Annotated in this window: 21 protein-coding genes; 14 read left to right on the forward strand and 7 right to left on the reverse strand. The window is 70.0% G+C overall.

What is annotated here, in order from left to right; genetic code table 11:
* From G4D87_RS10795 to G4D87_RS10820, 7 genes are all read left to right on the forward strand, one after another.
* The coding region (locus G4D87_RS10795; protein WP_275902274.1) for a chemotaxis protein CheB at positions 1-189 on the forward strand (189 nt) is incomplete at its 5' end.
* Positions 190-195: 6 nt separating this feature from the next.
* Positions 196-1467 carry a CheR family methyltransferase gene (locus G4D87_RS10800; RefSeq protein WP_163781607.1) on the forward strand — a complete coding sequence of 424 codons (1272 nt, stop codon included), beginning with the start codon at positions 196-198 and terminating at the stop codon, positions 1465-1467.
* A gap of 87 nt (positions 1468-1554) precedes the next feature.
* Complete coding sequence (locus G4D87_RS10805) at positions 1555-2397, forward strand: tetratricopeptide repeat protein (protein ID WP_163781609.1); 843 nt, start codon at positions 1555-1557, stop codon at positions 2395-2397.
* Positions 2394-2528: a hypothetical protein gene (locus G4D87_RS39965; protein WP_255207846.1), complete on the forward strand. Its 135-nt coding sequence runs from the start codon at positions 2394-2396 to the stop codon at positions 2526-2528. The genes G4D87_RS10805 and G4D87_RS39965 overlap by 4 nt, the downstream gene beginning before the upstream one ends.
* A gap of 72 nt (positions 2529-2600) precedes the next feature.
* The gene (locus G4D87_RS10810; RefSeq protein WP_163781611.1) at positions 2601-3539 is read left to right on the forward strand and encodes a bifunctional UDP-sugar hydrolase/5'-nucleotidase; all 939 of its coding nucleotides are present in this window, start codon (positions 2601-2603) and stop codon (positions 3537-3539) included.
* Positions 3540-3650: 111 nt separating this feature from the next.
* Positions 3651-3872 carry a 50S ribosomal protein L31 gene (gene rpmE / locus G4D87_RS10815; RefSeq protein WP_163781613.1) on the forward strand — a complete coding sequence of 74 codons (222 nt, stop codon included), beginning with the start codon at positions 3651-3653 and terminating at the stop codon, positions 3870-3872.
* A 221-nt stretch (positions 3873-4093) separates the two neighbouring features.
* A complete protein-coding gene (locus tag G4D87_RS10820) occupies positions 4094-4978 on the forward strand; it encodes a DNA-methyltransferase (RefSeq protein ID WP_163781615.1) in 885 nt (294 codons plus the stop codon).
* Between the two features lie 23 nt (positions 4979-5001).
* Here G4D87_RS10820 and G4D87_RS10825 read toward each other — a convergent pair whose 3' ends face one another.
* Positions 5002-6756 (reverse strand): M1 family metallopeptidase, encoded by a 1755-nt coding sequence (locus G4D87_RS10825; RefSeq protein ID WP_163781617.1) that lies wholly within the window; start codon positions 6754-6756, stop codon positions 5002-5004.
* 127 nt (positions 6757-6883) lie between these two features.
* Here G4D87_RS10825 and G4D87_RS10830 point away from each other — a divergent pair, with 127 nt between their 5' ends.
* Together G4D87_RS10830 and G4D87_RS10835 are read left to right on the forward strand one after the other, a co-directional pair.
* A complete protein-coding gene (locus G4D87_RS10830; protein WP_163781620.1) occupies positions 6884-9262 on the forward strand; it encodes a 3-hydroxyacyl-CoA dehydrogenase/enoyl-CoA hydratase family protein in 2379 nt (792 codons plus the stop codon).
* 79 nt (positions 9263-9341) lie between these two features.
* Positions 9342-10514, forward strand: a complete 1173-nt coding sequence (locus tag G4D87_RS10835) for a thiolase family protein (RefSeq protein ID WP_163781622.1) — start codon at positions 9342-9344, stop codon at positions 10512-10514.
* A 74-nt stretch (positions 10515-10588) separates the two neighbouring features.
* On the opposite strand, the gene G4D87_RS10840 is transcribed toward G4D87_RS10835, so the two are convergent.
* Positions 10589-12433, reverse strand: coding sequence for a MutS-related protein (locus G4D87_RS10840; protein ID WP_205507525.1), 1845 nt, complete (start codon positions 12431-12433; stop codon positions 10589-10591).
* A gap of 179 nt (positions 12434-12612) precedes the next feature.
* On the opposite strand from G4D87_RS10840, the gene G4D87_RS10845 reads away from it, so the two are divergent.
* A complete protein-coding gene (locus G4D87_RS10845) occupies positions 12613-13707 on the forward strand; it encodes a vWA domain-containing protein (protein WP_240358182.1) in 1095 nt (364 codons plus the stop codon).
* A gap of 13 nt (positions 13708-13720) precedes the next feature.
* Here G4D87_RS10845 and G4D87_RS10850 read toward each other — a convergent pair whose 3' ends face one another.
* Entirely contained in the window at positions 13721-15442 is a 1722-nt protein-coding gene (locus tag G4D87_RS10850) for a HEAT repeat domain-containing protein (RefSeq protein WP_163781627.1), read from the reverse strand.
* Between the two features lie 156 nt (positions 15443-15598).
* On the opposite strand from G4D87_RS10850, the gene G4D87_RS10855 reads away from it, so the two are divergent.
* Entirely contained in the window at positions 15599-16369 is a 771-nt protein-coding gene (locus G4D87_RS10855; RefSeq protein WP_163781628.1) for a metallophosphoesterase family protein, read from the forward strand.
* Positions 16369-16965 (forward strand): hypothetical protein, encoded by a 597-nt coding sequence (locus tag G4D87_RS10860; protein ID WP_163781630.1) that lies wholly within the window; start codon positions 16369-16371, stop codon positions 16963-16965. The genes G4D87_RS10855 and G4D87_RS10860 overlap by 1 nt, the downstream gene beginning before the upstream one ends.
* A gap of 45 nt (positions 16966-17010) precedes the next feature.
* Here G4D87_RS10860 and G4D87_RS10865 read toward each other — a convergent pair whose 3' ends face one another.
* Complete coding sequence (locus G4D87_RS10865; RefSeq protein WP_205507526.1) at positions 17011-18915, reverse strand: sulfatase-like hydrolase/transferase; 1905 nt, start codon at positions 18913-18915, stop codon at positions 17011-17013.
* An 86-nt stretch (positions 18916-19001) separates the two neighbouring features.
* Here G4D87_RS10865 and G4D87_RS10870 point away from each other — a divergent pair, with 86 nt between their 5' ends.
* A complete protein-coding gene (locus G4D87_RS10870; RefSeq protein ID WP_163781632.1) occupies positions 19002-19922 on the forward strand; it encodes a LysR family transcriptional regulator in 921 nt (306 codons plus the stop codon).
* Positions 19923-20022: 100 nt separating this feature from the next.
* Positions 20023-21597: an aromatic amino acid hydroxylase gene (locus G4D87_RS10875; protein WP_163781634.1), complete on the forward strand. Its 1575-nt coding sequence runs from the start codon at positions 20023-20025 to the stop codon at positions 21595-21597.
* Between the two features lies 1 nt (position 21598).
* On the opposite strand, the gene G4D87_RS10880 is transcribed toward G4D87_RS10875, so the two are convergent.
* From G4D87_RS10880 to G4D87_RS10890, 3 genes are all read right to left on the reverse strand, one after another.
* Positions 21599-22177 carry an SMI1/KNR4 family protein gene (locus G4D87_RS10880; protein WP_163781636.1) on the reverse strand — a complete coding sequence of 193 codons (579 nt, stop codon included), beginning with the start codon at positions 22175-22177 and terminating at the stop codon, positions 21599-21601.
* Positions 22178-22304: 127 nt separating this feature from the next.
* Positions 22305-23051 (reverse strand): Crp/Fnr family transcriptional regulator MrpC, encoded by a 747-nt coding sequence (mrpC, locus tag G4D87_RS10885; protein ID WP_002634092.1) that lies wholly within the window; start codon positions 23049-23051, stop codon positions 22305-22307.
* Positions 23052-23324: 273 nt separating this feature from the next.
* Positions 23325-23591: helix-turn-helix domain-containing protein (locus G4D87_RS10890; protein WP_205507527.1), on the reverse strand; the 267-nt coding region annotated here is incomplete at its 5' end.

Below are 23591 nucleotides of genomic sequence, written 5' to 3' on the forward strand. Positions count from 1 at the left end.
GAGGGGCTGCTGGCCATCAAACAAGCGGGCGGGCTGGCGGTGGCGCAGAACGAGGAGTCCTGCGTGGTGTTCGGCATGCCGGGCACGGCGGTGGAGCGCAAGGCGGTGGACCACCTCATCCACGGTGACGATGTGGCGGCGACGTTGGTGCGGCTGGCGCGGGGAGAGTCCCTCGCGGTGGGGCGCTGAGCCCGGGTGGCTGACGGCGCGCCATGGGCCGGGGTGCGCGCCTTCCTGTCGGCGCGGACGGGGATGGCCCTGAGTGGCCCCCAGGTCCGCCGGCTGGATGAGCGGCTGGCGGCGCGCAGCCAGGGCCTCACGCCGCACCAGTACCTGATGTTCCTCCAGTCCCCGTCGGGCGTGACGGACCTGGAGGACCTCATCGCCGCGGCAGTGGTGAACAAGACGGACCTCTTCCGCGACGAGGTGCAGCTCGCCGCGTTCCGAGCGCAGGTCCTCACCCCGTTGGTGGCGAAAACCCGGCGGCCCCTGCGCGTCTGGAGCGCGGGCTGCGCCACGGGCGAGGAGGTGGCCACGCTGCTCGTCCTGCTCGCGGAGGCCGGGGCCGACCCGGACAGCACGGTGCTGGGGACGGACATCGCCGGGGACACCCTGCGCCGCGCGCGGTGGCTGGCCTACAGCCGGGAGCAGCTGCGCCGCGTCCCACCCGAGCTGCGCTCCAGTTACTTCGTCCGGTCCGGCGCGCGAGAGGCCCTGGCGCCCGCGCTGCGGGAGCGCGCGAGCTTCCAGTGCCACAACCTGATGGAGTCGCCGTATCCGGTGGCGCCAGGAGGCGGCGGCTTCGACGTCATCTTCTGCCGCAACGTCCTCATCTACTTCACCGAGGCGGCCTTCCAGCGCACCGTGGAGGCGCTTGCGCGGAGCCTGGCGCCCGGCGGCGTCTTGGTGCTGTCCGCGTCCGAGCCGCTGCTCCGGGTGCCGCCAACGCTGCGGGTGCAGCGCGGCGAGCAGGCCTTCTTCTACGTCCGGCCGGAGGAAGGGGCCGCCGAGGCACCGCCTGCCCAGCACGCCTGGAGCGGCGCCGCGTCTCCTCCGAAGCAGCGAGGCACGGCCGCGCCCCCCGAGCGCGCCCGCACCGACGCCCACCAGGGGCTCGCCGTCGTCACCACGCCGGAGCCCGGCCCGGAGGCCCGCGCGGAAGCGGACCTCCTCTTCGCGTGCGTGCTGGATGGCGCCGCCTCGGGGGTCTCCGACGCCGTGGCGGAGCGAGACTTGCGTCGCTGCCTGACGTTGGATCCGGACCACGCCGCCGCCCGGTATCTGCTCGGGCTGCTCCTGGAGCAGTGCCGCCGCACCGCCGAGGCGGCCTCCGAGTATCGCCGGGCCTTCCAGGCCCTGGAGTCGGGCCGCTCACGCCCCGTGGCCTTCTTCCTCAACCCCGACCGCCTCCGGGTGGCCTGCGCGCATGCTGCCGAGCGGCTGGAGTTTTCCGTCAGGAGGCGGTGACCGGCCAGCCGGGCAGGTCCGTGGGGCGCTGGGACGGGGCGAGAGAAGTCCAGACGGGCAGGGCGTTTGCGCTTAAGATGGCGCCCGATGCGAAGCCTGGCGCTGATATCCCTGCTGGCCCTCCCTGGTTGCTTCTATCCCGCTGACCGCGGCCGCGCCCTCGAGGCGAAGGTCGACCGGCTCGGCACCGACTCCGCCCAGATTCAGACGGAGCTGAAGGAGACGCGCGAGCAGCTCGCCGCCACGCTCCCGAAAATCGATGAGAAGGTCGCGGAGGTCACCAAGGCCCTCAAGGGGCTGGACACCGCGGCGCGCCGCAAGGACGCGGACATCGGCGTGCAGTTCCAGAAGACGGTCGAGGACCTCGCCCAGCTTCGTGGCCAGGTGGAGACGTACCTCCACAAAATCACCGAGCTGGAGACGGCGCTGGCCGCGCAGGACCAGAAGCTGCTCGCCATGCAGGGCGAGGCGGCGCTGAAGGAGGCCGAGGCGAAGAAGAAGGCCGAGGAGCTCAAGCGCCCCACGGACAAGAAGGCGTTCCTGGCGCTCGCCAAGGAGAAGGCCCAGGCCGGCGACGTGCTGCTGGCGCGCCAGCTCTACAACGAGTTCATGAAGAAGTGGTCCAAGGACCCGCTGGTGGGGGACGCCCACTTCGGCCTCGGTGAGACGTACTTCACCGAGTCCAAGTGCCGCGAGGCCCTCTTCGAGTACGGCAAGGTGCTGCAGGACTTCCCGAAGGCGGAGTCCGCGCCGGAGTCGTACCTGCGCTCTTCGGACTGCTTCGCCCAGTTGAAGATGAAGGAGGAGTCGCGGCTGGCGCTGGAGGAGCTCATCAAGAGCTACCCGAAGTCCGCCGAGGCGAAGACGGCCAAGGCGCGCCTCGCCGACATGGACAAGAAGGCGGCGCCCTCCAAGAAGGCCCGGAAGTGAGCCCGCGCCCGGTGAAGCTGGCCGCGCTGGCGCTGCTGCTCCTGCTGCCCCTGGTGGCGGGCGCGGCGCCCAGGCAGCTCGTGCTCCTCTTCACCGGAGACAATGGGGGCGAAGTCGCCCCCTGTGGTTGACGACACAACCCCTCTGGCGGTCTGGCCAGACGAAAAGTCGCGATTGAGAAGGAGCGCGAGCAGGGCGCGCCGGTGCTCGTGCTGGACGCTGGCAATGCGCTCTTCAGGAGCCGGGACAGCGCGCAGGCGCCGGATGCCCGGGCGCGCGCGGAGCTCGTGCTGTCGCAGATGGACGCGCAGGGCACCGCGGCCATGGCCGTGGGCGCGAGGGACCTCGGGCTCGGCGTGGGCTTCCTCCGGAAGCAGACGCGGCGGGCGAAGCTGAAGCTCCTGTCGGCGAACCTCGCGGACGCCCAGGGCAAGCGGCTGTTCCCCGCCTCGCTGGTGACGACGGTGGGCGGCGTGAAGGTGGGCGTGGTGGGCGTCTCTCCCGCCATGGCCAGCCCCATGTCGGTGGGGCTCGCCGCTCCGGGGCAGGCCCAGGAGCAGGTGCGGGGCCTGCCGGCGCTGCCCGCCGTGGCCGCCGAGGTGAAGCGCCTGCGAGAGCAGTCGAAGGTGGCCCTGGTGGTGGTGCTCGCGGCGGTGCCCCACGCGGAGGCGCTCCAGTTGGCCGACCAGGTGGAGGGCGTGGACTTCGTGGTGCAATCCCACGAAGGCCGGGGCCAGGGCATCGCCCAGCGGCAGGCCCAGGCCACGGTGATTCCCCCGGGGGCCCGGGGCCGCGAGCTGGCGAAGCTGGTGCTCCAGTTGGAGGGGACGGGCCGCTTCGCCGACGCCTCCGTGCAGGAGCGCACCCGGCAGCAGCTGCGCCTGCTCGAAGGCAACCTCACCCGGGCGAAGGCGCGGCTGGCGGGCACCCAGGCCCCGGCGGAGCAGCGCCCCTTGGAGGAGACGATTGCCCGCCTGGAGGCCACGCGAGCCGCCTACCAGGAAGCGCTGTCTGGCGGCGCAACGGGCGCCGGGCGCACGCATCTATTGTCGTACATCCAGCTCGGCAGTGACGTCCCGGCGGATCCGGCCGTCCAGAAATGGGTGGAACGCGTCGAGCCCCCCGGCTCGGCGGCCCATTGAGCCGTGCTGGCCTTGTGAAGCGGCCCAAGCGCCATTATAAGCGCCGGCCATCCCTCAGCGCCGGACCTCCCACCCGCGGGCGGGTGGGGGCAAGGCATACTGGAGAGCGCCATGAAGTCCGACATCCATCCCGTCTACCCTCCGGCTCGCGTGACCTGCGCGTGCGGTCACAGCGTGGAGACGAAGTCCACCCGCGGCTCGTTCTCGGTGGAAATCTGCTCGAACTGCCACCCCTTCTTCACGGGCAAGTACAAGCTCGTGGACACGGCCGGCCGCATCGACCGCTTCCGCAAGAAGTACGGCGCGTCGCCCACCTCCGCCAAGAAGGCGTAGGCCGCGAAGGGCCTCTCATGGGCCCCGCCACAGTCCAGGCAGTCCCCGTCGAGCAGGGTGTCGGAGGGCCTCCACGAGAGGCGCTCCCGCCCTGCTCGCGGCGCTTCTACGGCCTGAATCACCCGTCAAGTTTCAGGGTGCTACAGGCCAGAAATTAGACGTAGCACCGAAGCGACCGCACAGTCCGCCGCGTCCACGACGAAGAGTCCGACGGAGGCGAGATGTCCGCGCACGCTGCAGCAGCCCCTTCCCTGAAAGTCGTCCGCCGTTCGCTCAACGAGAGCGTCTACGCGAAAGGGGAGGCCTATACGCTGCTGCACGGCGACAGCCTGGCGCTGATGTCGCAGTTCGAGCCCCAGACGTTCGACATGATTTTCGCCGACCCGCCGTACTTCCTCTCCAACGGCGGCACCACGTGCAAGGGCGGCAAGCGCGTCTCGGTGGCCAAGGGCGGCTGGGACGTGTCGCGCGGCGTGGAGGAGGACCACCAGTTCACCACCGAGTGGCTCGCGGCCTGCCAGCGCCTGCTCAAGCCCACCGGCACGCTGTGGGTGAGCGGCACCCAGCACGTCATCTTCAACGTCGGCTTCGCGATGCAGAAGCTCGGCTACAAGCTGCTCAACACCGTCACCTGGTTCAAGCCCAATGCGAGCCCCAACCTGGCGTGCCGCTACTTCACGCACTCCACGGAGCTGCTCATCTGGGCCTCGCCGAAGTCCGGCGGCAAGCTGCAGCACACGTTCAACTACGCGCGCATGAAGGCGGAGAACGGCGGCAAGCAGATGCGCGACGCCTGGGCGCTGCCGCCCTCCGGTGACGCCGAGCTGACGGCGGACGGCGAGGGCCGGCTGTGGACGCTCGCCGTCCCGCGCGGCGGCGAGGAGAAGGCCTTCGGCAGCCACCCCACGCAGAAGCCGGTGGCGCTGCTGGAGCGCATCCTGGAGGCGAGCTGCCCCCCGGACGCGCTGGTGCTGGACCCCTTCAACGGCAGCGGCACCTCGGGCGTGGCGGCCCTCAAGCTGGGCCACCGCTACGTGGGCATCGACATGGACGAGAACTACCTCGCCCTGTCGGAGAAGCGCCTGCGCGCGGCGGCGTCGAAGTAGCCTGTGTCCCGCACCGCGCGCGCTCAGGCGCGCGACAGGATGAGCTCCACGCCCTGACGGGCGATGGGGTGGTAGCGCTCCCCGTGCTTCTTGAAGAGCGCGCGCGCCAGGCTCCGGTGCTCGTGCGACGCGGAGAGCACCCCGTACAGCGGCTTGAGGTACTTCATCCGGCCCACCTCGCCGAGGAACGTCTCGGTGCGGGCCACGGCCGGCGCCCAGCCCGCGCGCAGCGCCGACACCAGCCACGCCACCAGCACCTCCGAGTTGCGGCTCTGGGTGAGGCCGAAGCGCGCGTCGAGCTGCTGGAAGACGTCCCGCGGCGTCTGCTGGGGCAGTGACTCCAGGTAGAGCTGCCACTCGGCCGGCGTCCAGTCCTTCGCCTGCTCCGGCGTGGGCACCTTGCCGCGCAGCGCGTCCAGGGTCTCCAGGCGCAGCGAGCGCGGTGACGGCGCCCCCGGGGGCACGCCGGGCCGGTGCAGGTACGCCTCCGCGTCCACCTTCGTCAGCACCCCGGGCAGCTCCTTCTCCGCGAAGGCGACGAACTCCTCGGTGGTGAGCGCGCGGAAGCGGTAGGTGGCCAGGTAGCGCCGGAGGAACTCGTCGAAGGCGGGCCGCCCGGCCGCGTCCTCCATGGCGCGCAGCAGCAGGTAGCCCTTCTCGTAGGGAATCTGGGAGAAGGCCTCGTCCGGGTCAACCCCGGCCAGGTGCGTGCGCAGCGACGTGAGCTGCGGGTGCGCGCGGAAGTGCTGCAGCGCGGAGTCCAGCGCGCGGCGGCCCAGCGCGCCGTGCAGCGCCGACACTTCCGGACCGGCCAGGGCCTCCAGGATGCGGCGCTCGGCGAAGACGGTGAAGCCCTCGTTGAGCCAGAAGTGCTCGGCGGAGGCGTTCGTCACCAGGTTGCCCGTCCACGAGTGCGCCAGCTCGTGCGCCACCACGTTGACCAGGCTCTTGTCCCCGGTGATGAGCGTGGGCGTGAGGAACGTCAGGCGCGGGTTCTCCATGCCGCCGTAGGGGAACGAGGGCGGCATGGTGAGCAAGTCGAAGCGCTCCCAGTCATACGGCCCGAAGAGCGACTCGGCGGCGCGCAGCATGTCGTCCACGCCGGAGAACTCCTCCGCCGCCTCCTCCAGCAGCTCCGGCTCCGCCCACACGCGCGAGCGCGGCCCCAGCTCCTTCGGCGCCAGGCTGCCCACCGCGAAGGCGAGCAGGTAGGGCGGCACCGGCTGGGGCATCTCATAGTGCTCCTCCGCCTCCACGCCGTGCTCCTCGCGCCGCAGGAAGCTGGCGGCCATGACGGCCTTGAGCGCCTTGGGAATCCGCAGCGCCGCCGTGTAGCGGATGCGGATGCGCGGCGTGTCCTGGAGCGGCACCACGCTTCGGGCGTGGATGGCCTGGCACTGGCTGTAGAGGAAGGGGTGCTGCCCCCCGGCCGTCTGGGGCGGCGTCAGCCACTGGAGCGCGCTGGCGTGCGGCGCCGTGCGGTAGCGCACCGTGAACTGCCTCAAGCCCACCGGCAGCTCGATGCGCAGCCGGCTCCCAAGAATCGGCTCGGAGGGGGAGAGGATGTAGGGCAAGGGGCGACCCGCGGCGTCGACGACGTCACGGATTTCCAGATCCCGGGTATCCAGGTCCAGCGGCCCGGCCGAGGCTTCCTTGAGGGTGTGGGTGACCTCCGCGTGGAGCCGCTGCGTCTTGAAATCGACGCGGGCCCTCCAGTCCAGGGTTTCCGTCTCAGGCTGCGTGCTGTCGTTGTACGAGTGCGGGTCGAGGCGCGCCATGGAGGGTCGGTTTCTAGTCGGCTTGTCCTCTGGTGGCGAGCGCCCTGGCCGTCCGATCCGATTGACTTTCGGGTCAATCGCCTACATTTGTGCAATCCCCTCCTTCCCAACAGGGAGCCTTTCCCACATGACGACGCGGATCCGAAAAGTGGCTGTGCTGGGCGCCGGAGTAATGGGCAGCGGCATCGCCGCGCACCTGGCCAACTCGGGCGTGCGCGCGCTCCTCCTGGACATCGTCCCGCCCAAGGCCGCGCCGGGCGAGGACACCTCCTCGAAGGCGTTTCGCAACAAGTTCGCCCAGGGCGCGCTGGCCAACCTGCGCAAGCAGAAGCCCAGCCCCATCGTCTCCGCGGAGGTGTTCACCAACATCGAGGTGGGCAACTTCGAGGATGACCTGCACCGCATCGCCGAGTGCGACTGGGTGGTGGAGGTGGTGAAGGAGGACCTGAAGATCAAGCAGGACCTGTTCGCCAAGGTGGAGAAGCTCGCCCGTCCGGGCACCATCATCTCGTCCAACACCTCTGGCATGTCGATTGTGGGCATGACGGAGGGCCGCGGCGCGGACTTCAAGAAGAACTTCCTCGTCACGCACTTCTTCAACCCGGTCCGCTACATGAAGCTGCTGGAGCTGGTGGCCGGCAAGGACACGGACCCGGAGGTGCTCAAGACGCTGCACCGCTTTGGCGAAGAGGTGCTGGGCAAGGGCATCGTCTACGGCAAGGACACGACCAACTTCATCGCGAACCGCATTGGCGTGTACGGGATGATGCGGACCATCGCCGCCATGGACAAGGCGGAGCTGTCCATCGAAGAGGTGGACAAGATTTTCGGACCGGCCATGGGCCGCCCCAAGTCCGCCGTCTTCCGCACCGCGGACATCGTGGGCCTGGACACGTTCACCCACGTGGCGAAGAACTGCTACGACACGCTGACGCACGACGAAGAGCGTGACGTGTTCGCCAGCCCGGCCTTCCTCCAGAAGATGGTGGAGAAGGGCATGCTGGGCGACAAGAGCGGCGGCGGCTTCTACAAGAAGCAGGGCAAGGAGATCCTCGCGCTCGACCTGAAGTCGCTGGAGTACCGGCCGCAGGCCAAGGTCCGCTACGACTCGCTGGGCGCCGCGAGGGACATCGAGGACGTGCGCGAGCGCGTGGCCTCGGTGATGAACGCCGAGGACAAGGCGGCGAAGTTCGCCGAGAGCGTCACCCTGGACGTGCTGGCCTACACCAGCCGCCGCATCCCGGAGATCGCCGACGACGTGGTCAACGTGGACCGCGGCGTGCGCTGGGGCTTCGGTTGGGACTTGGGGCCCTTCGAGGTCTGGGACGCCTACGGCGTGAAGAAGGGCGTGGAGCGGATGAAGGCCCTGGGCCTGAAGCCGGCCGCGTGGGTGGAGGAGATGCTGGCCGCGGGCCGCGCGTCCTTCTACGGCGTGGAGAAGGGCAAGGACACGTACTGGGACATCCCGTCCAAGTCCGTGAAGGTGGTGCCGGAGAACGCCCGCACGCAGCGCGTGGAGTACCTCAAGCGCGGCAACAAGAAGATCGCCGGCAACGACGGGGCCACGCTGTGGGACCTGGGCGACGGCGCGACGCTGCTGGAGTTCCACACGAAGATGAACTCCATCGATGACCAGATCATCGAGATGATGAACACCGCGCTGGATGAGACGGAGAAGAACCACAAGGGGCTCGTCATCGGGAACGACGGCTCCAACTTCTCCGCGGGCGCGAACATCGTGGCGCTGCTGTGGGCGGCCAAGAGCGGCGAGTTCGAGTCCATCCGCAAGCTGGTGACGGGCTTCCAGGCCGTCAACCAGCGCATGCGCTACAGCCCGGTGCCGGTGGTGACGGCGCCCTTCAACCTCACGCTGGGCGGCGGCGCCGAGGTGACGATGGGCGGCAACGCGATTCAAGCCAGCGCCGAGCTGTACATGGGCTTGGTGGAGGTGGGCGTGGGCCTCATCCCGGGCGGCGGCGGCAACATGCAACTGCTGCGCAACGTGTACGGCCCGTTCGGCACGGACAAGGACTTCGACTTCTTCCCCTTCCTGAAGAAGATCTTCCTCACCATCGGCATGGCGAAGGTCGCCACCAGCGCCGAGGAGGCCCGTGAGAGCGGCTTCCTGACGCACGCCGACGGCATCAGCGCCAACCGGGACTTCCTGCTGTCCGACGCGAAGGCCCGCGTGCTGGGCATGGCGGACGCCGGCTTCAAGGCGCCGCGTCCGTCCCGCTTCCGCTTGCCGGGCGTGAGCGGCGCGGCCACCATCGACATGATGCTCTACGACATGGAGCTCAACGGCCAGGTGAGCGCGCACGACCGGAAGATCGCCAAGAAGCTGGCGACCGTGCTCACGGGTGGCAACACCAGCCCGTCGCTGCTGGTGACGGAGGAGCGCTTGCTGGAGCTGGAGGCGGAGGCCTTCCTGAGCCTGTGCGGCGAGGAGAAGACCCAGGACCGCCTGCAGCACATGATCGAGAAGGGCAAGCCGCTGCGGAACTGACGGCCGGCCAGTATCCATAGGCTACTGAACCTGAGATTCGCTGACTGCCCGGGGGCCCCCCGGGCAAGGAGACATCAAAATGGCTGGTCGAGTCGTGATTGCCAGCGCGGTCCGCACGCCCTTCACCCGCGCCCACAAGGGAGAGTTCAAGGACACCCGGCCGGATACCCTGGCCGCTGTCGCCATCAAGGAGGCCGTTGCCCAGGTCCCCGGCCTGAAGCCGGAGGACATCGGTGACGTCGTCCTGGGCTGTGCCATGCCGGAGGCCGAGCAGGGCATGAACGTGGCCCGCGTGGCCACGCTGCTGGCGGGCCTGCCCGTCACGGTGCCCGCGATGACCATCAACCGGTTCTGTTCCTCCGGTTCGCAGGCCATCGCCCAGGTGGCCCAGGCCATCCAGGCGGGGATGTACGACGTGGGCATCGGTGGCGGCACCGAGTCCATGACGATGGTCCCCATGGGCGGCAACAAGGCGAGCGCCAACCCCGAGGCCATGGAGCGCCTGCCGGAGATCTACACCTCCATGGGCGCCACCGCGGAGAACATCGCGTCGCGCTACGGCGTGTCGCGTGAGGACTCGGACAAGTTCGCCGCGGAGAGCCAGCGCCGCGCCGCCACCGCGCGCGAGCAGGGCAAGTTCAACGAGGAGATCGTCCCCGTCACCACGACGTACTACGACGACGACGGCGCGGCGAAGGAAGTCACCGTCACCGTGGACACCATCCTCCGCCCGGAGACGACGCAGGAGGGCCTGGCCAAGCTGCGCCCGGCCTTCAACCCCAAGGGCGTGGTGACGGCCGGCAACGCGTCGCCGCTGACGGACGGCGCCGCCGCCGCGGTGGTGATGAGCGAGGCCAAGGCGAAGGAGCTGGGCGTCAAGCCGCTGGGCTACTTCGTCGACGCCGCGGTGGCGGGCGTCCCCCCGGAAATCATGGGCATTGGCCCGGTCCCCGCGGTCCGCAAGCTGCTGGAGAAGAACAAGCTCAAGGTCGAGGACATCGACGTCTTCGAGCTGAACGAGGCCTTCGGGGCGCAGGCGCTGTACTGCGTGCGCGAGCTGGGCATCCCCGCCGACAAGGTGAACCCCAACGGCGGCGCCATCGCCCTGGGTCACCCGCTGGGCGTCTCCGGCGCGCGCATGGTGGCCACCATCCTGCGCGAGCTGAAGCGCCGCAACGGCCGCTACGGCGTCGTCTCCATGTGCATCGGCGGCGGCATGGGCTTCGCCGCCCTCATCGAGGCGCCCAAGTAGTCACCGCTTCGGCGTGAGCCGCTGCTTCAAGCGCGGGCCTCGGGGGAAACCCCGGGGCCCGCGTCGTTGCGGGCTCAGCGCGCGGCGGCGGCTTCGTCCGGGTCGTCCACGGGGACGCCCGCCAGGCGCAGCACGCGCAGGGCGTTGGTGGTGTCCACCACGCCCTGGCGCAGCGTGTAGTCGAACAGCATCTTCCCGGCCTCCAGGTGGTCCCGGAAGTGGACGTTGACGACGTGCGCGCCCGGCTCGTCCGCGAGCACCGCCAGGGACAGGTCGTGCGTCGTCACCGCGCCAATGGCGCCGGTGCCCAGCAGCAGGCGCAGCACCTCGCGCGAGGCAATCTGCCGCTCGCGGGTGTTCGTCCCCAGGAGGATTTCGTCCAGGAGGAACAGCACCTGCCCGTTCGCGGCCCGCGCCGCGTCCAGCACGGCCTTGATGCGCTGCACCTCCGCGTAGAAGTAGGAGACGCCGCGCTCCAGCGAGTCCTTCACCCGCATGCTGGTGAGCGTCTGGAGCGGTGACAGGCGGAAGTGCTTCGCGCTCACCGGCGCGCCGGTGAGCGCCAGCACCACGTTGGCGCCCACCGCGCGCATCAGCGTCGTCTTGCCGCTCATGTTGGAGCCGGTGATGAGCAGCGCGTGCCGGGGGCCGGGCAGGGACACGTCGTTGGGCACCGGCGCGTCCAGCAGCGGGTGGCCCAGCGCCGTGGCCTCCACGCAGGGGCCACTGGCGGCCATGACGGGCCAGGTGAAGTCCGGCCGGTCATGCGCGAGTCCCGCGACGCAGGACAGGGCCTCCAGCTCGGCCAGGGCCTCGAACCACTGGCGCAGTTGCTTGCCGTGGGCCTCGCGCCAGCGCTCCAGCGCGAAGTGCGCGTGGATGTCCCAGAGCGTGAGCCAGTGAATCAGGGGGTGGAACTGGTGGCGCTTGAACTCGATGAAGGAGAACAGCCGGCTGAAGCGCTTGAAGTGCTCGGACACGGGCGGCTGGCCTGGCTGCTGGAGGCCGGACTGGAGCGTCTTCAGGCGCGGGTGCTCGAAGCGCTGGGCCTCCACGCGCTCGAAGATGGGGGCGTAGCGCACGAAGCCGCGCTCACCCACCTCCACGCCTTCGTCCATGACCTTCAGCGGGCGGCGGGTGATGACGGCCACGCCCAGCTGCGCCGCCAGCCCCACCCAGAAGGCCGACTCCGGCAGCACCTCGAGCTTGCCCAGGACGTAGACGGCCAGCGTCACCAGGGGCAGCACCACCGCCACCGGCTTCGCCCAGCGGATGGCGTTCAGCTGCGGCCCCAGCTCCGCCCACTGGATGAACAGCGCCGGGTCCGCCTTCTCGCGCGAGGCGTCCCGCGCGTCCACGCAGAGGTCCTGGCGGAAGTCCAGGTTGGGCGCCAGCTCGCGCGCGGCGCCCTGTCTGGCTTCCACCTCCTGGGCGGAGGCGGGGGCGGAGAGCCACGCCGCCAGCCGCTCCTCTCCGGCGCGCGTGGCCGTCTCGTTGAGGAGCTGGAAGAGGCTGCCCTGGCCGAAGACGTCCAGGTCCGGGGTGTACAGGTGGCTGGGGGACAGGAAGCGCTCCCCGCGCTCGGTGAAGTCGTGCCAGCCGGGCCCCAGCCGCGCCAGTCCACGCTCGTTGAGCGTCACGTACAGCTTCGCCCGGGCCTCGCGGCGGAAGACCTGGTGGTGGAGGATGGCGAGCACGCCGTAGAGCACCAACGCGGCGGCGCTGGCCCACCACCACACCTTGGGCAGACGCCCCGCCAGCACGAAGCCCGCGAAGCCGGCCGCGGCCAGGAAGGCGAGTGTTCGTAAATTGGCGTAGCGGGCGCTCACGCGGTCCAGGGCGGTCAGCTCCGCCTGCGCGGCGGCACGGCGCTCGGTGTACGTACGATGCGGGGATGGGGGCTCGGCGGTGGCGGACACGATGGGCACGCATGCTGCGGGCGCGCGGCGTCCAGGGCAAGCGGCAGGTGCGATTGCGTGACGACGGGCCGACGAAGGCCCGTCCATCCCCCTGTTTCCCGCGCCGTTTCCAGGCCCGATTCATGTCAGACCCGGCGCGTAGATTTGCCCTTGTCGGCGGTCACGAGGGGGGCACCGGAATGAGCACGTCAGTCATTGATAACCGCGTCGAAATCGTCTTCAGTTTTGACACCACCGGCAGCATGTATCCGTGTCTGGCGCAGGTGCGGAAGAAGCTGCGGGGCACGGTGTCCCGGTTGATGAAGGAGATTCCGGGCATCCGCATCGGCATCATCGCCCACGGGGACTACTGCGACGCGGGCTCCACGTATGTCACCAAGCTGCTGGACCTGACGGACGACGAGGGCGCCGTCGTCCGCTTCGTGGACCGCGTGGAGCAGACGGGCGGGGGCGACGCGCCCGAATGCTACGAGTTCGTGCTGCGGCAGGCGCAAAGCCTGTCCTGGACGGTCGGGTACACGCGGGCGCTGGTATTGATTGGTGACGACGTGCCCCACGGGCCTTCGCAGAATCCCCACCAGTTGGATTGGCGCAAGGAGGTGGCCGCGCTGGGTCGGATGGGCGTGCCGGTGTATGGCGTGCAAGCCCTGGCGCGCCGCCACGCGACGGCCTTCTACAAGGAGTTGGCGGAGAAGTCGGGCGGCTTCCACCTGAGCCTGGACCAGTTCGCCCACGTCACCGACCTGCTGCTGGCCGTCTGCTACAAGCAGTCCTCGGACGCGCAGCTCCAGTCGTTTGAGCAGGAAGTGGCGCGCGAGGGCCGCATGAGTCGCGGCCTGAACGTGATGTTCAGCACCATGCTCCAGCGCACGGCGCCGCCGCTCTACGGCGAGGCGGACCTGCGCGCGGTGCCGCCGGGGCGCTTCCAGGTGCTGGACGTGGACCGGACCCAGCCCATCAAGGACTTCGTGCAGGAGAACGGTCTGGGCTTCAAGACGGGTCGGGGCTTCTACGAGTTCACCAAGACGGAGACCATCCAGGGCCGGAAGGAAGTGGTGCTCATGGACCGCAAGACGGGTGACCTCTACAGCGGGGAGCGGGCCCGGGAGATGCTCGGACTGCCGCCCGGGGAGACGGTCCGCATCCGGCCCGCCAGCCTGGAGAAGTACGTCGTCTTCGTGCAGAGCACCTCGGCCAACCGGAAGCTGATGGGCGGCTCGAAGTTCCTCTACGAGGTCGAGGACTGGGAGGGTGCCCGGTCCGCCGCGGCGTAGCGGCCGTGTTGCGTCAGTGGCTGTCGCCCCTCCCTGAGTCCGCTTCGGTGGGCTGCCTGAAGTACAGGGTCCGTGGCGCGTCCGCGCCCGTGAGGACGTCCCGGGTCAGCTCCAGGCGGAAGGAGCGCGGCACGTCGTTGGAGGCGGGTGGCGCGGGGGTGACGGTGAAGGCCGTGCTTCGCTCGGGCGCGCCCTCGGGGCGGAGGTGGAGGTGGTCTCCGATGGCGGTGTACTGGAAGACGTGGAGGCGGCTGGCGGTGTCCAGGTGCTCCAGGTGTCCGCCTTCGTAGAAGTAGACGCGCTCCGTGGCGGGGTGGCGTTCGGGGGACGTCAGCCACTCGGCCACGCTCTGGCCTGTCCGCGCCGGGTCGAAGAGGTGGCGCTCGGCGGGGGAGGCCGCTTGGGTGAGGTTTGCTGCCGCGCCCTGCAGTTGTTCGAGCGCCGTGGCGAGTTCCCGCAGGACCACTGAATCTCGTTCGGTGGCTTGATGGGCGCGCAGGGCTTGAAGGGCCTCCGGGCTGGAGTCGCGGCCCAGGGTTCGCACGGCCATCCGCCGGACCTCGGGTGCTGTGTCCTCGAGCGCGAGCAGAAGGGCGCGGTGGCCCACTTGCTGGCTGCTGTTCGCCAGGGCCAGGGCGATGGCCATCCGCACCTCGGCGTCGGGGTCGTCGCGCAGTCGCGCCATCAGCACAGGGGTTGCGTCCTGGGGCGCGGCGTCCGAGGCCCAGGCGGAGACGGCGGCGCGTCGAACTCGCGGGGCGGCGTCCGACAGCTCCCTGCGAAGGGCCTCCCAGGCTTCGGGGCCACCGAGTCTGCCCAGCGCGGTGACGAGGTCCGCCCGTTCATCCTCGTCTCGTGTCCGGGCCAGCATCTTGAGCAGTGAGTCCGTCGCTCCGGTGCAGCCGAGCTCCCCGGTGGCGAGGATGGCACGTCGACGGAGTGACGACTCGGGCGCCTCCAGGAGCCGGACCACGGGTTCGCACGCGCTGGTGTCACCACGCAGGACGAGTGTCTGGAGTGCCTGTTCCCGGACTTGAGCCGTGGACGAAGCGGAAAGCAGCGGCACGAAGACGCTGGCAGGCACCCGCGGACGGCGGGACAGCGCGCGGAGGGCTTCGAGCCGCACCACGTCGGCGGCATCCGTGAGGGCCTGCACGAGGAGTCCCTCCGTCGCCTCGCCTTCCCGAGCGAGCAGGGCCACGGCGGCGGCTCTCGTGATGGCCTCCGAGGAGGCGAGGCCCAGGCGGGCCAGGGACTCGGCTTCGGGGAGTCGCAGGCGTTGCGCGGTGGCGAGCGCGTTTCGCTTCTCCACCTCCGGCGCACGTTCGAAGCGCTCGCGAAAGAGGGCGCTCGCGGCCGTCGAGTCCCTCCTCGCGAGCGAGTCCATGGCCGCGAGCTGCACGGAGGGCTCGGCATCGTTCAGGGCTTCCTGGAGGCCCTGCCAGTCCGCGCCGTCCCGCGAACGGGCCAGCGCCCGTGCCGCCATGGCCCGAACCGGCGCCGCTTCGTCATGCAGCGCGAGCCGGGCCAGCGCATACGCATCCGGCGTGGCCAGCTCCCGCAGCGCGCGCAAGGCCGTGGTCTTCTCGGCAGGTGTGCCTGAGCGCAGCACGTCCCTGGCCGTGAGCGTGAAGTCCACTCGCGCGCACAGCGCATCGAGGTCTTCCTGCGTGCTCCCGGAGGGCTTTCCAGCCGCCCACCGCAGCAGCTCCGATGTCGACAGAGGTGCGCTCACGACACCGCCGTCACACGCGAGGCGAGGTGGGCGCCGGTGGCATCCCGAGTCCCGTTCATATGGCGCGTGAGAATGGCTGCTCCTTGTCGCCGCGCGCTCCGGAATCCGGCGGCGCATTCCGTGAAAGCATCGGGAGGCCGACGTTAGCGTGCGTCCGTGCGCGTCTGGGTGACATTGCTGCTGGTGTGCGCGGGCTGTGGCGCCTTCGAGTTCCACCCCTATGAGCTCCGGGGGACCCACCGGGACTTGCATGCCCGCTCATTGGAGCGGCTGCTCGGAGCGGAACCGAAGCAGGCCTTTCGCTTCGCGGTGGTGGGCGACATGCAGTTGTTCCTGGATGACTCCGCGGCGGCGATGCGGGACCTGGAGCAGCGCGGCGTCGACTTCGTGGTGCAGATGGGCGACCTGACGGAGTTCGGCAGCACGCAGGAGTACGAGTGGGGCGTCGAGCTGCTGTCCCGGTTGAAGGTCCCGTTCTTCGTGGTCATGGGCAACCATGACGCGCTGGGCATGGGACAGAAGCTCTACCGGCGCACCTTCGGGCCGGAGTCCTTCTCCTTCACGTATTCGGGCACCCGCTTCGTCTTCTTCGACTCCAACTCCCGCGAGTACGGCTTCCCGGGCGACATCCCGGACCTGCAGTGGCTGAAGACGGCGCTCGCGCCGGAGCCCGCGGTGCACAACACCTTCACCTTCTCCCACGTGCCTCCTGGGAACGGGGACTTTGACGATGCGCTCGTCGAGCCCCTGGTGAAGCTCCAGCAGAAGGAGGGCGTCGCCATCTCCTTCCACGGCCACGTCCACCAGTACCACGACGTCCAGGCGCACGGTGTCCGGTACATCACCACCGATTCGATGAAGGGCCGGAGCTACCTCTGGGTGGACGTCGATGGCACCTCGGTGCAGGTGCGGAGGGCCACCTTCTGATGGCCGCGCACGGGGGTCTCCGAGCCTCGTTGCTGGCGGCGTTGTTGTTGGCGGCACGGGAGGCTCGGCCGGAGCCGGCGCACGAGGCGTCACCCTGGTACGTGCCCGACCATGCGGCGATGCAGCTCGCGGGCGCCATCGGCTTTCTCTCCGCGGGGCCGGGCTGGAGCTTTCGCGACGACACCGTGGAGACCGCGCTGCTGGTGGGCTGGGCGCCGCCCGCGTTGGCGGGGGAGGACTTCGTCACCTTCACGCTGAAGGGGCAGTGGCGGCCCTTCCGGCTCGACGCGGCGGGGTGGTCCGTCCGCCCGCTCATGGTGGGCGCGATGCTCAGCTACACGGTGGGCGACGACTACTTCGCGGGCCTGCCCAGCCGTTACGACCGGGGCTACTACTGGTTCCGCACCGCCCTCCGCCCCGCGCTGTTGCTGGGGGCCAGCGCGGGGCGCCCGGTGGAGGCGCTGAACCTGCGGCTCATGGAGGGGTACTTCGAGCTCGTCGCCACCGACTACCGGCTGGTGCAGTTCGTCCGCAATCCCGCCACGGTGAATGTCGAACTCTTCACGCTCGCCCTGGGTGTGAAGCTCCGGTTCTGAAGCGGCGCGTGCGAGCGCCGCCCCAGGGCCTGCGACGAGGCGCCGTCAGGGCATGTCCGTGGCCGTGGCGGCATCGGGAAGCGTCGTCTCCGACGTCCCTCTCAACCGGCGGAGGATGTGCGGGGCCTCGGCCGCGAGGCGCTCCTTGCCATCGGCCAGGGGCCGGTCCCGCAGGTCGGTGATGACGGTGCCGGGCCGCCCCGCGCCGAAGTGGACCTTCAGCTCCTGGCTGATGAGCGCGTAGCGCGCCTCCCAGCCCACGGTGGTGAGGAGGTAGCGCCGCGGGTCCGGTCTCGTCATGGGAATGCCGTCACCCAGCATCGCCGGGCTGTGCGTGTCTCCCAGCAGGTCGAAGAGCGTGGACACCACGTCGATGTGTCCGGTGACGGCGTCGACCTGGCCCACGGGGAGCTGCGCGTCGAACACGAGCATGGGCACGTGGAGCTGGGAGGCCGTCACGTCGCTGGCGTGGCCCACGCGGCCGTGCTCGCGGAACTCCTCGCCATGGTCGCCGGTGAAGAGAATCAGCGGACGCGTGCCGCGCAGGCTTTCGATGCGCGTCAGCAGCGCTTCGACCTTGGTGTCCACCTCGTAGGCCGCGTTCCATGCGCGGGCCTTGAGATGCTCGGGGGGCACGCGCGCCGTGGAGAGCCCGCCCTTGCCATTCCATGCGGGCGAGAAGACCTCGGAGCGCGGCGGGTAGTCGTAGTCGAAGTGCGTGCCGGCGAAGAACACGAACAGGAACAGTGGCGTGTCCTGGGGCGTGGCTTCCACGGCCGCCAGCGCGTCGCGGACCATGGCCTCGTCCCGCGCGTGGCTGCGGCCCGTGTAGTCCGTGCGCAGGCCCCCCTTCACGTCGCGGAACACGGTGTCCTTGAGGCCCATCCAGTCAACGGAGGACGCGGCGAAGAAGGACTGCTGGTAGCCGTTGTGGGCCAGTGCGGGGAAGAGGAGGGGCGTGCGGCCCGCGCCCACCACGGCATCGCGGCGCTGGGCCTCCAGCCCGAAGAACATGCTGAACAGCGAGTAGTCCGTGGAGCTGGCCGCGCTGTGGTGATGCAGGAAGCGCGTGCCGCTCCGCGCCCTGCGCCACATGTTCGGCATGACGTCGGCGGTGAAGAAGTCGTCACGCAGGCTCTCCACCAGGACGACGACGATGTCGGGACGGCGGGTGAAGCGCACCGACGCCGGGTCGATGCTCGCCGCGGGCACGCCCGCATCGGGGCTCACGCCCAGGCGCAGGCCGGACGCGGGCGCCTTGCCGGTGACACGCGAGAGGAAGGTGTTCATCCGCACCGGTGCCTGGAGGGGCAGGGTGGTGGTGGCGTGCTGAACGGCGCCGCCATGGGCGAAGACGAGGGACGCGCTGACCAGCCGCTCGGCGGTGCAAAGGGCCGCCATCATCACCACCGTGCGCGCCACCCGGCGAGGGCCAAAGCCCTGGCGCAGGAACCAGATGCCCGCCGCCGTGTCGAGCGTGAGGGTGGCCACCATCGCCGCGGCCAACAGCGCCAGCTCCGAAGAAGACAGCCCCGTCTCCGCCAGGGCGTGTGGCTGGAGCGCCACCGCCAGCACCAGGCCGTTGATGTGGAAGCCCAGCGAGTTGAGCACCAAGGCGTCCAGCCCGAGCAGCACGCCGCCCACCGCCGTCAGCAACGGGAGCGCGAAGCGGTAGCGGTGCCCGAGCAGGAACGCCAGGGGCAGGGTTCCAACGAAGGCCACCAGCCCGAGGAACAGTGCCTGGGCGAAGCTTCCCGCGAGCAGGAGGGGGCGCAGCCCCGGCGCCAGCCGCTCCACGGCCACCCGCAGCGCGCCGCCGAAGTACATCAAGGCGACGAGCCCGTGGAGCACGCACCAGGTCAGCGCCGTGCTCAGGAAGGGACGCGCCGCTTCGAATCGCTGAAGAGAACTGGCGACCGCGGTGGTCGCCGCGTCAGACATCCGTGACATTGGGTGGTGCAGATATTCCGGATGCCGGAATTTCGCAAGCCTCAATGAAGTTCGGCGGCGCGTCCCGCTGATGGCGGCGTGCGAGGATGCCGCGCATGCCTCCGCGCAAGCTCGTCCGGCACCTGGTCTGGTTGGAGTCCTTCGCCGCCGCCGTGGAGGCGGGCAGCATCGAGGCCGCCGCCGAGCACCTGGGCGTGGCGCGCTCGGTGGTGAGCGAGCATGTCCGCGCGCTGGAGCTGGCGCTGGCGGATGGCGCACCATTGTTGGAGCGCGGGCCCGGCCGTCGCCTGCAGCTCACCGCGCGGGGAGAGCGGCTCTTCGCGGGCACCCAGACGCCGCTGCATCAACTGGACATGAAGCGGCTGCGTGACCTGGCCAGCGCCGAGCCCGTGGTGCGCCTGGGCCTCAACCCGACGCTGTCCTTGTCCCTGGTGGGCGACGTGGCGCGGGACGCCGCCGCCGCGGACCTCAAGCTGGTGCTCAGCTTCGGCGGGCCCCATGAACTGACGCGCCAGGTGCAGACGCGACAGCTCGACCTGGCGCTCGACTTCACGCCCCTGCCCACCCATGAAGGCGTGGAGTCGGAGTCGCTGCTGCGCATGCCCTTCGTGGTGCTCGCCGGGCCGGACAACGCGCTCGCGCGGCAGGCCGCGTCCAGGAAGTCGCTGCGTGTGAAGGACCTGGAGGGGCAGCGCTTCGTGGACTGGCTGCGCGATGACCCCTACGGCGGCGCCAACAGCGCCCGCTTCGCCGCCCACGGCGTGACGGTGGAGGAGGTGGGGCGCGCGGAGAGCTTCCTCCTCCTCTATGAGCTGCTGCGCGCGTTCCGCGCCTGCGCCATCACCCCGGACCTGCGCCCCATGCACCCGTTTCCACCGGACCTCCACGCGTGGCCCCTCTTGGAAGAGGAGCCCCAGGCCGTGGAGGTGGTCGCCTTGTGGCCCTCCGGCGCGCTCAGCCCCGGCGCCCGTCTGGTGCTGGACGGACTTCGCCGCCCGTCAGGCTAGTTCGACGTTAAAGCGACGAAGACGTCGATTTATGTCGGATTTCCGTTCGACCGAAGAAGGGATATCTTCAAAGACTAGAAGATTCTGCCCGGGGTGAACGATGACGACTTCCACGGAACGGACGATTGCTCGCCTGCCTGCGCATCTGCGTCGCTACGTGGTGAGCCAGGACTACGCGGCGTATACGTCGCGGGACCAGGCCGTCTGGCGGAACATCCTGGGCGCCTTGAGGGGGCACCTGGCGGACAAGGCGCACCCCGTCTACCTGGAGGGCCTGGAGGCCACGGGCATCGGCTCGGAGTGCATCCCCAGTCTGGACGAGATGAACGAGAAGCTCGCGGGCCTGGGGTGGGCCTGTGTGGGGGTGCGTGGCTTCATTCCGCCCGCCGTCTTCACGGAGCTCCAGGCGATGGGCGTCCTGGCGATTGCCGCGGACATCCGCACCCACGAGCACATCGAGTACACGCCGGCGCCGGACATCGTCCATGAGAGCGCGGGGCACGCGCCCATCATCGCCAACCGCCGCTACGCGGAGTACCTCAAGGCGTGCGGGCTGGTGGGCTTCAAGGCCATTGCCAGCGTGGAGGACCAGGCCGTCTTCGAGGCCATCCGGAACCTGTCGGTGGTGAAGGAGGACCCGGACGCCAGCGAGGAGGAAGCGGCGCACGCGCAGGCCCGGCTGGAGGCCGCCAGCGCGAGCCGCCGCTACGTCAGTGAGAGCACCCGGGCCAGCCGCCTCTACTGGTGGACGGCGGAGTACGGCCTCATCGGGAGCGTGGCGTCGCCGCGCATCTACGGCGCGGGGCTGCTGTCCAGCATCGGCGAGGCGCAGCACTGCCTGACGCCGGCGGTGAAGAAGCTGCCGCTGAGCGTGGCCTGCGCGGACATGGACTACGACATCACCCGCATGCAGCCGCAGCTCTTCGTGGCGCGGGACTTCGAGCACCTGTTCGAGGTGCTGGCGGAGTTCGAGTCCACGCTGTCGTGGAAGCGGGGCGGCGACTTTGGCCTGGCGGAGGCGCTGCGCGCGCGGACCGTCAACCACCTGGTGCTGGCGGATGGCCGCGAGGTGACGGGCCGGGTGCTGGAGCTGCTGGCCGCGCCGCGCGCGGTGGCGCCGGGCCTGGGCACCGCGCTGGTCTGCATGGAGGGGCCCATCATGGCCTCGCGTGGCGGACGCTCCCTGGACGACAAGCCGTGGAGCGGGCCGGCGCTGGTGGCGTTCGGCGCGGGGACGCTGCCGGAGCGCGGGCCCTTCAAGCTGTCGCTGGAGAGCGGGCTGGAGCTGGAGGGCTTCGCCACGGACGGCGGTCAGGTGCTGGCGCTGCGCGGCCGGCTGGCGGGGCGCGAGCTGGCGCTGCCCGCGGTGGCGAAGCTCTTCGTCAGCACGCACCTGCCCTCGGTGGCGGGTGGGCCTTCGGACCCGGAGACGTGGGACCGCTGGTACGGCGAGCTGAGCGCCTTCGCGGAAGGCGACGGTGAGGAGAAGGCCCGCTCGCGCAAGGCCCTGGCGCTGCACCCGGCGCTGGCCGCGCTCTACCGCGAGGTCCGGAAGATGCGGGAGACGCACGCCGTGAAGCCGGAGCGGCTGAGCCAGATTGCCGCGGCCGCCACGGACTTCCCGGACGACTGGCTGCTGCGCGCCGAGGTGGACGAGCTGCGCCGCCGCGTCTGAGTCAGCGCCCCCAGTCCTGCTCCTCCAGGCCCGCCCGGAGGACCCAGCGCAGGTGCTCGTCGAAGTCGAAGGTGCAGCCCGAGACGTCGGGCTCCCCGTCCAGCAGCCACGTCGACAGGTCGAAGTCGTCGTGGCGCGCCGGGAAGATGAGCGGCCCGGTGTCGCGACGCAGTCCCGTGTCGAAGTAGTAGTAGTCGCTCACGTTCGTGGCGGCGACGTACTGGAAGGGGATGAGCCGCTCGCGGAGCTTCTTCTCGAGGATGGCGGCCTCCAGCTCATCCTCGTTGTCGCCGAAGCAGCCCTCCTCGATGGTCTCCCTGGACCACTGGAGCGCCTCCAGCAACTCGGTGGGATTCAACATCCGGGCCCGGTCGTGTCCCTGCCAGTCCATCGCGGACAGCAGGCCGTGCCGGGAGACGAAGTCGAGGTAGGCCGGGGGAAGCAACGCGCCCACCGCGGACTCCAACATGTGGAGGTCCTGGGCGGCCACCGGTGTGAGCGACACGGACCGGAGGGGGAGCTCCGTCTCGTGCTTCAGCCGCTCCTGGAGCGCGAGGATGGAGTCAATGGCGCCGGACATGCACGCCATCCTAACGCATACGCGCGGGCGCACCGTTCGCTGGAAACACCACGGGCCCGGCCACGCGGCATCCGCATGGTCAGGCCCGTCCGGTGTCGTGCCGCCCGTTCGCCGCGGGCGCGGGGGACTACTTCTCCTTGCCGGCGATCTTCCGCAGGGCCTTCTGGTCCCTCACGCAGAGGATGCGGCCGACGTTGCCGAGCACGCCCTCGCGCTTCATCTCGTTGATGAGCGTGGACACGAAGGAGCGGGAGGCGCCCACGAGGTCCGCGAGGTCCTGCTGGGTGATGCCGCGCAGGTCCGTCTCGCCGCCGTGCGGGCAGCGCTCGCCGTGCGCTTCCACCAGGGTGAGCAGGGTGTCCGCCAGGCGGGCCGGGACCTCCTTGAACGTCAGCCCCAGCACGCGCTTGCGCAGGGCACGCACGCGCTCGGCGTAGGCGCGGACCACGTCCACCGCCAGGGCCGGGCGGGCCTCCAGCTGGGCGCGGAAGTCGCGGCCCTCGATGCTCCAGACCTCCGCCTCACCGGCGGCGATGGCCATCTCCTCAATCGGCGTGCCCTCGGGGCGGAACAGCTCGCCGAAGAGGTCGCCCGGGCGGAGGATGGACACCACGGAGCGGGTGCTGTTCTTGCCGATGCGCATCAGGCGTACGCGGCCGGACTTCAGCAGGTAGACGCGGTCGGTGTTGTCACCGGGGCGGTAGATGGTCGAGTTGTGCGGGAAGGACTCGACCTTGAAGTACCCCTTGAAGTCGATGGCCTCCTGGCCGGGCACCAGCTTGTTGGCGGTGACCATCATCCCGGAGCTGGTCGTCTGCAGCGGCGCCACGACGTTGGAACCGATGGGGCCGAGGGGGCGGTTGAATCCGTGCATGGCATTACTCCTGGGAAGGAAGGGTGGGGAAGTCGGGCCGGCTGCTTCAGCGGCGAACGGGGCTTCCCTTCTCCAAGCTTCGTGCCAACGGGAATTGAAGTGCCGCCGGGCGAACACCTCCTGAAATGCCGGGTACTTAGCGCTACAGGCCCGCACCAGCCCCCGTTCTGTGTCCAGAACCTGAAACAGAACGTTCAAACAGTCTGATCAATTTGAACGAAACGTTCAAATTGGGAGCCCGAGTGTCGGAGCAGCGACACTGTCCAAGAGTGCTCAGGACGCATCCTTCACGGGGAAGGTGTGCACTGGAGTGCTCTGGCCCTGTGCAAGAGCGTACTTCTGGAGCTTGCGCTCCAGGGTGGGGCGGCTGATTCCAAGGATCTGGCAGGTGCGACCCTTGTGCCCCTTGGTGACGGTCATCGCACGGGCGATGAGCTGGCGCTCGGCTTCTTCCAGCGTGGGAATCAGGCTGGCGTCGTCCTCGGCGGGGGCGGCGAACATGGCCCCGGCGGTGTGCGGGGAGGCCGCGCGGCCCGGCTC

The sequence above is a fragment of the Myxococcus vastator genome, from assembly GCF_010894475.1.
GTDB classification, from domain to species: Bacteria; Myxococcota; Myxococcia; order Myxococcales; family Myxococcaceae; genus Myxococcus; species Myxococcus vastator.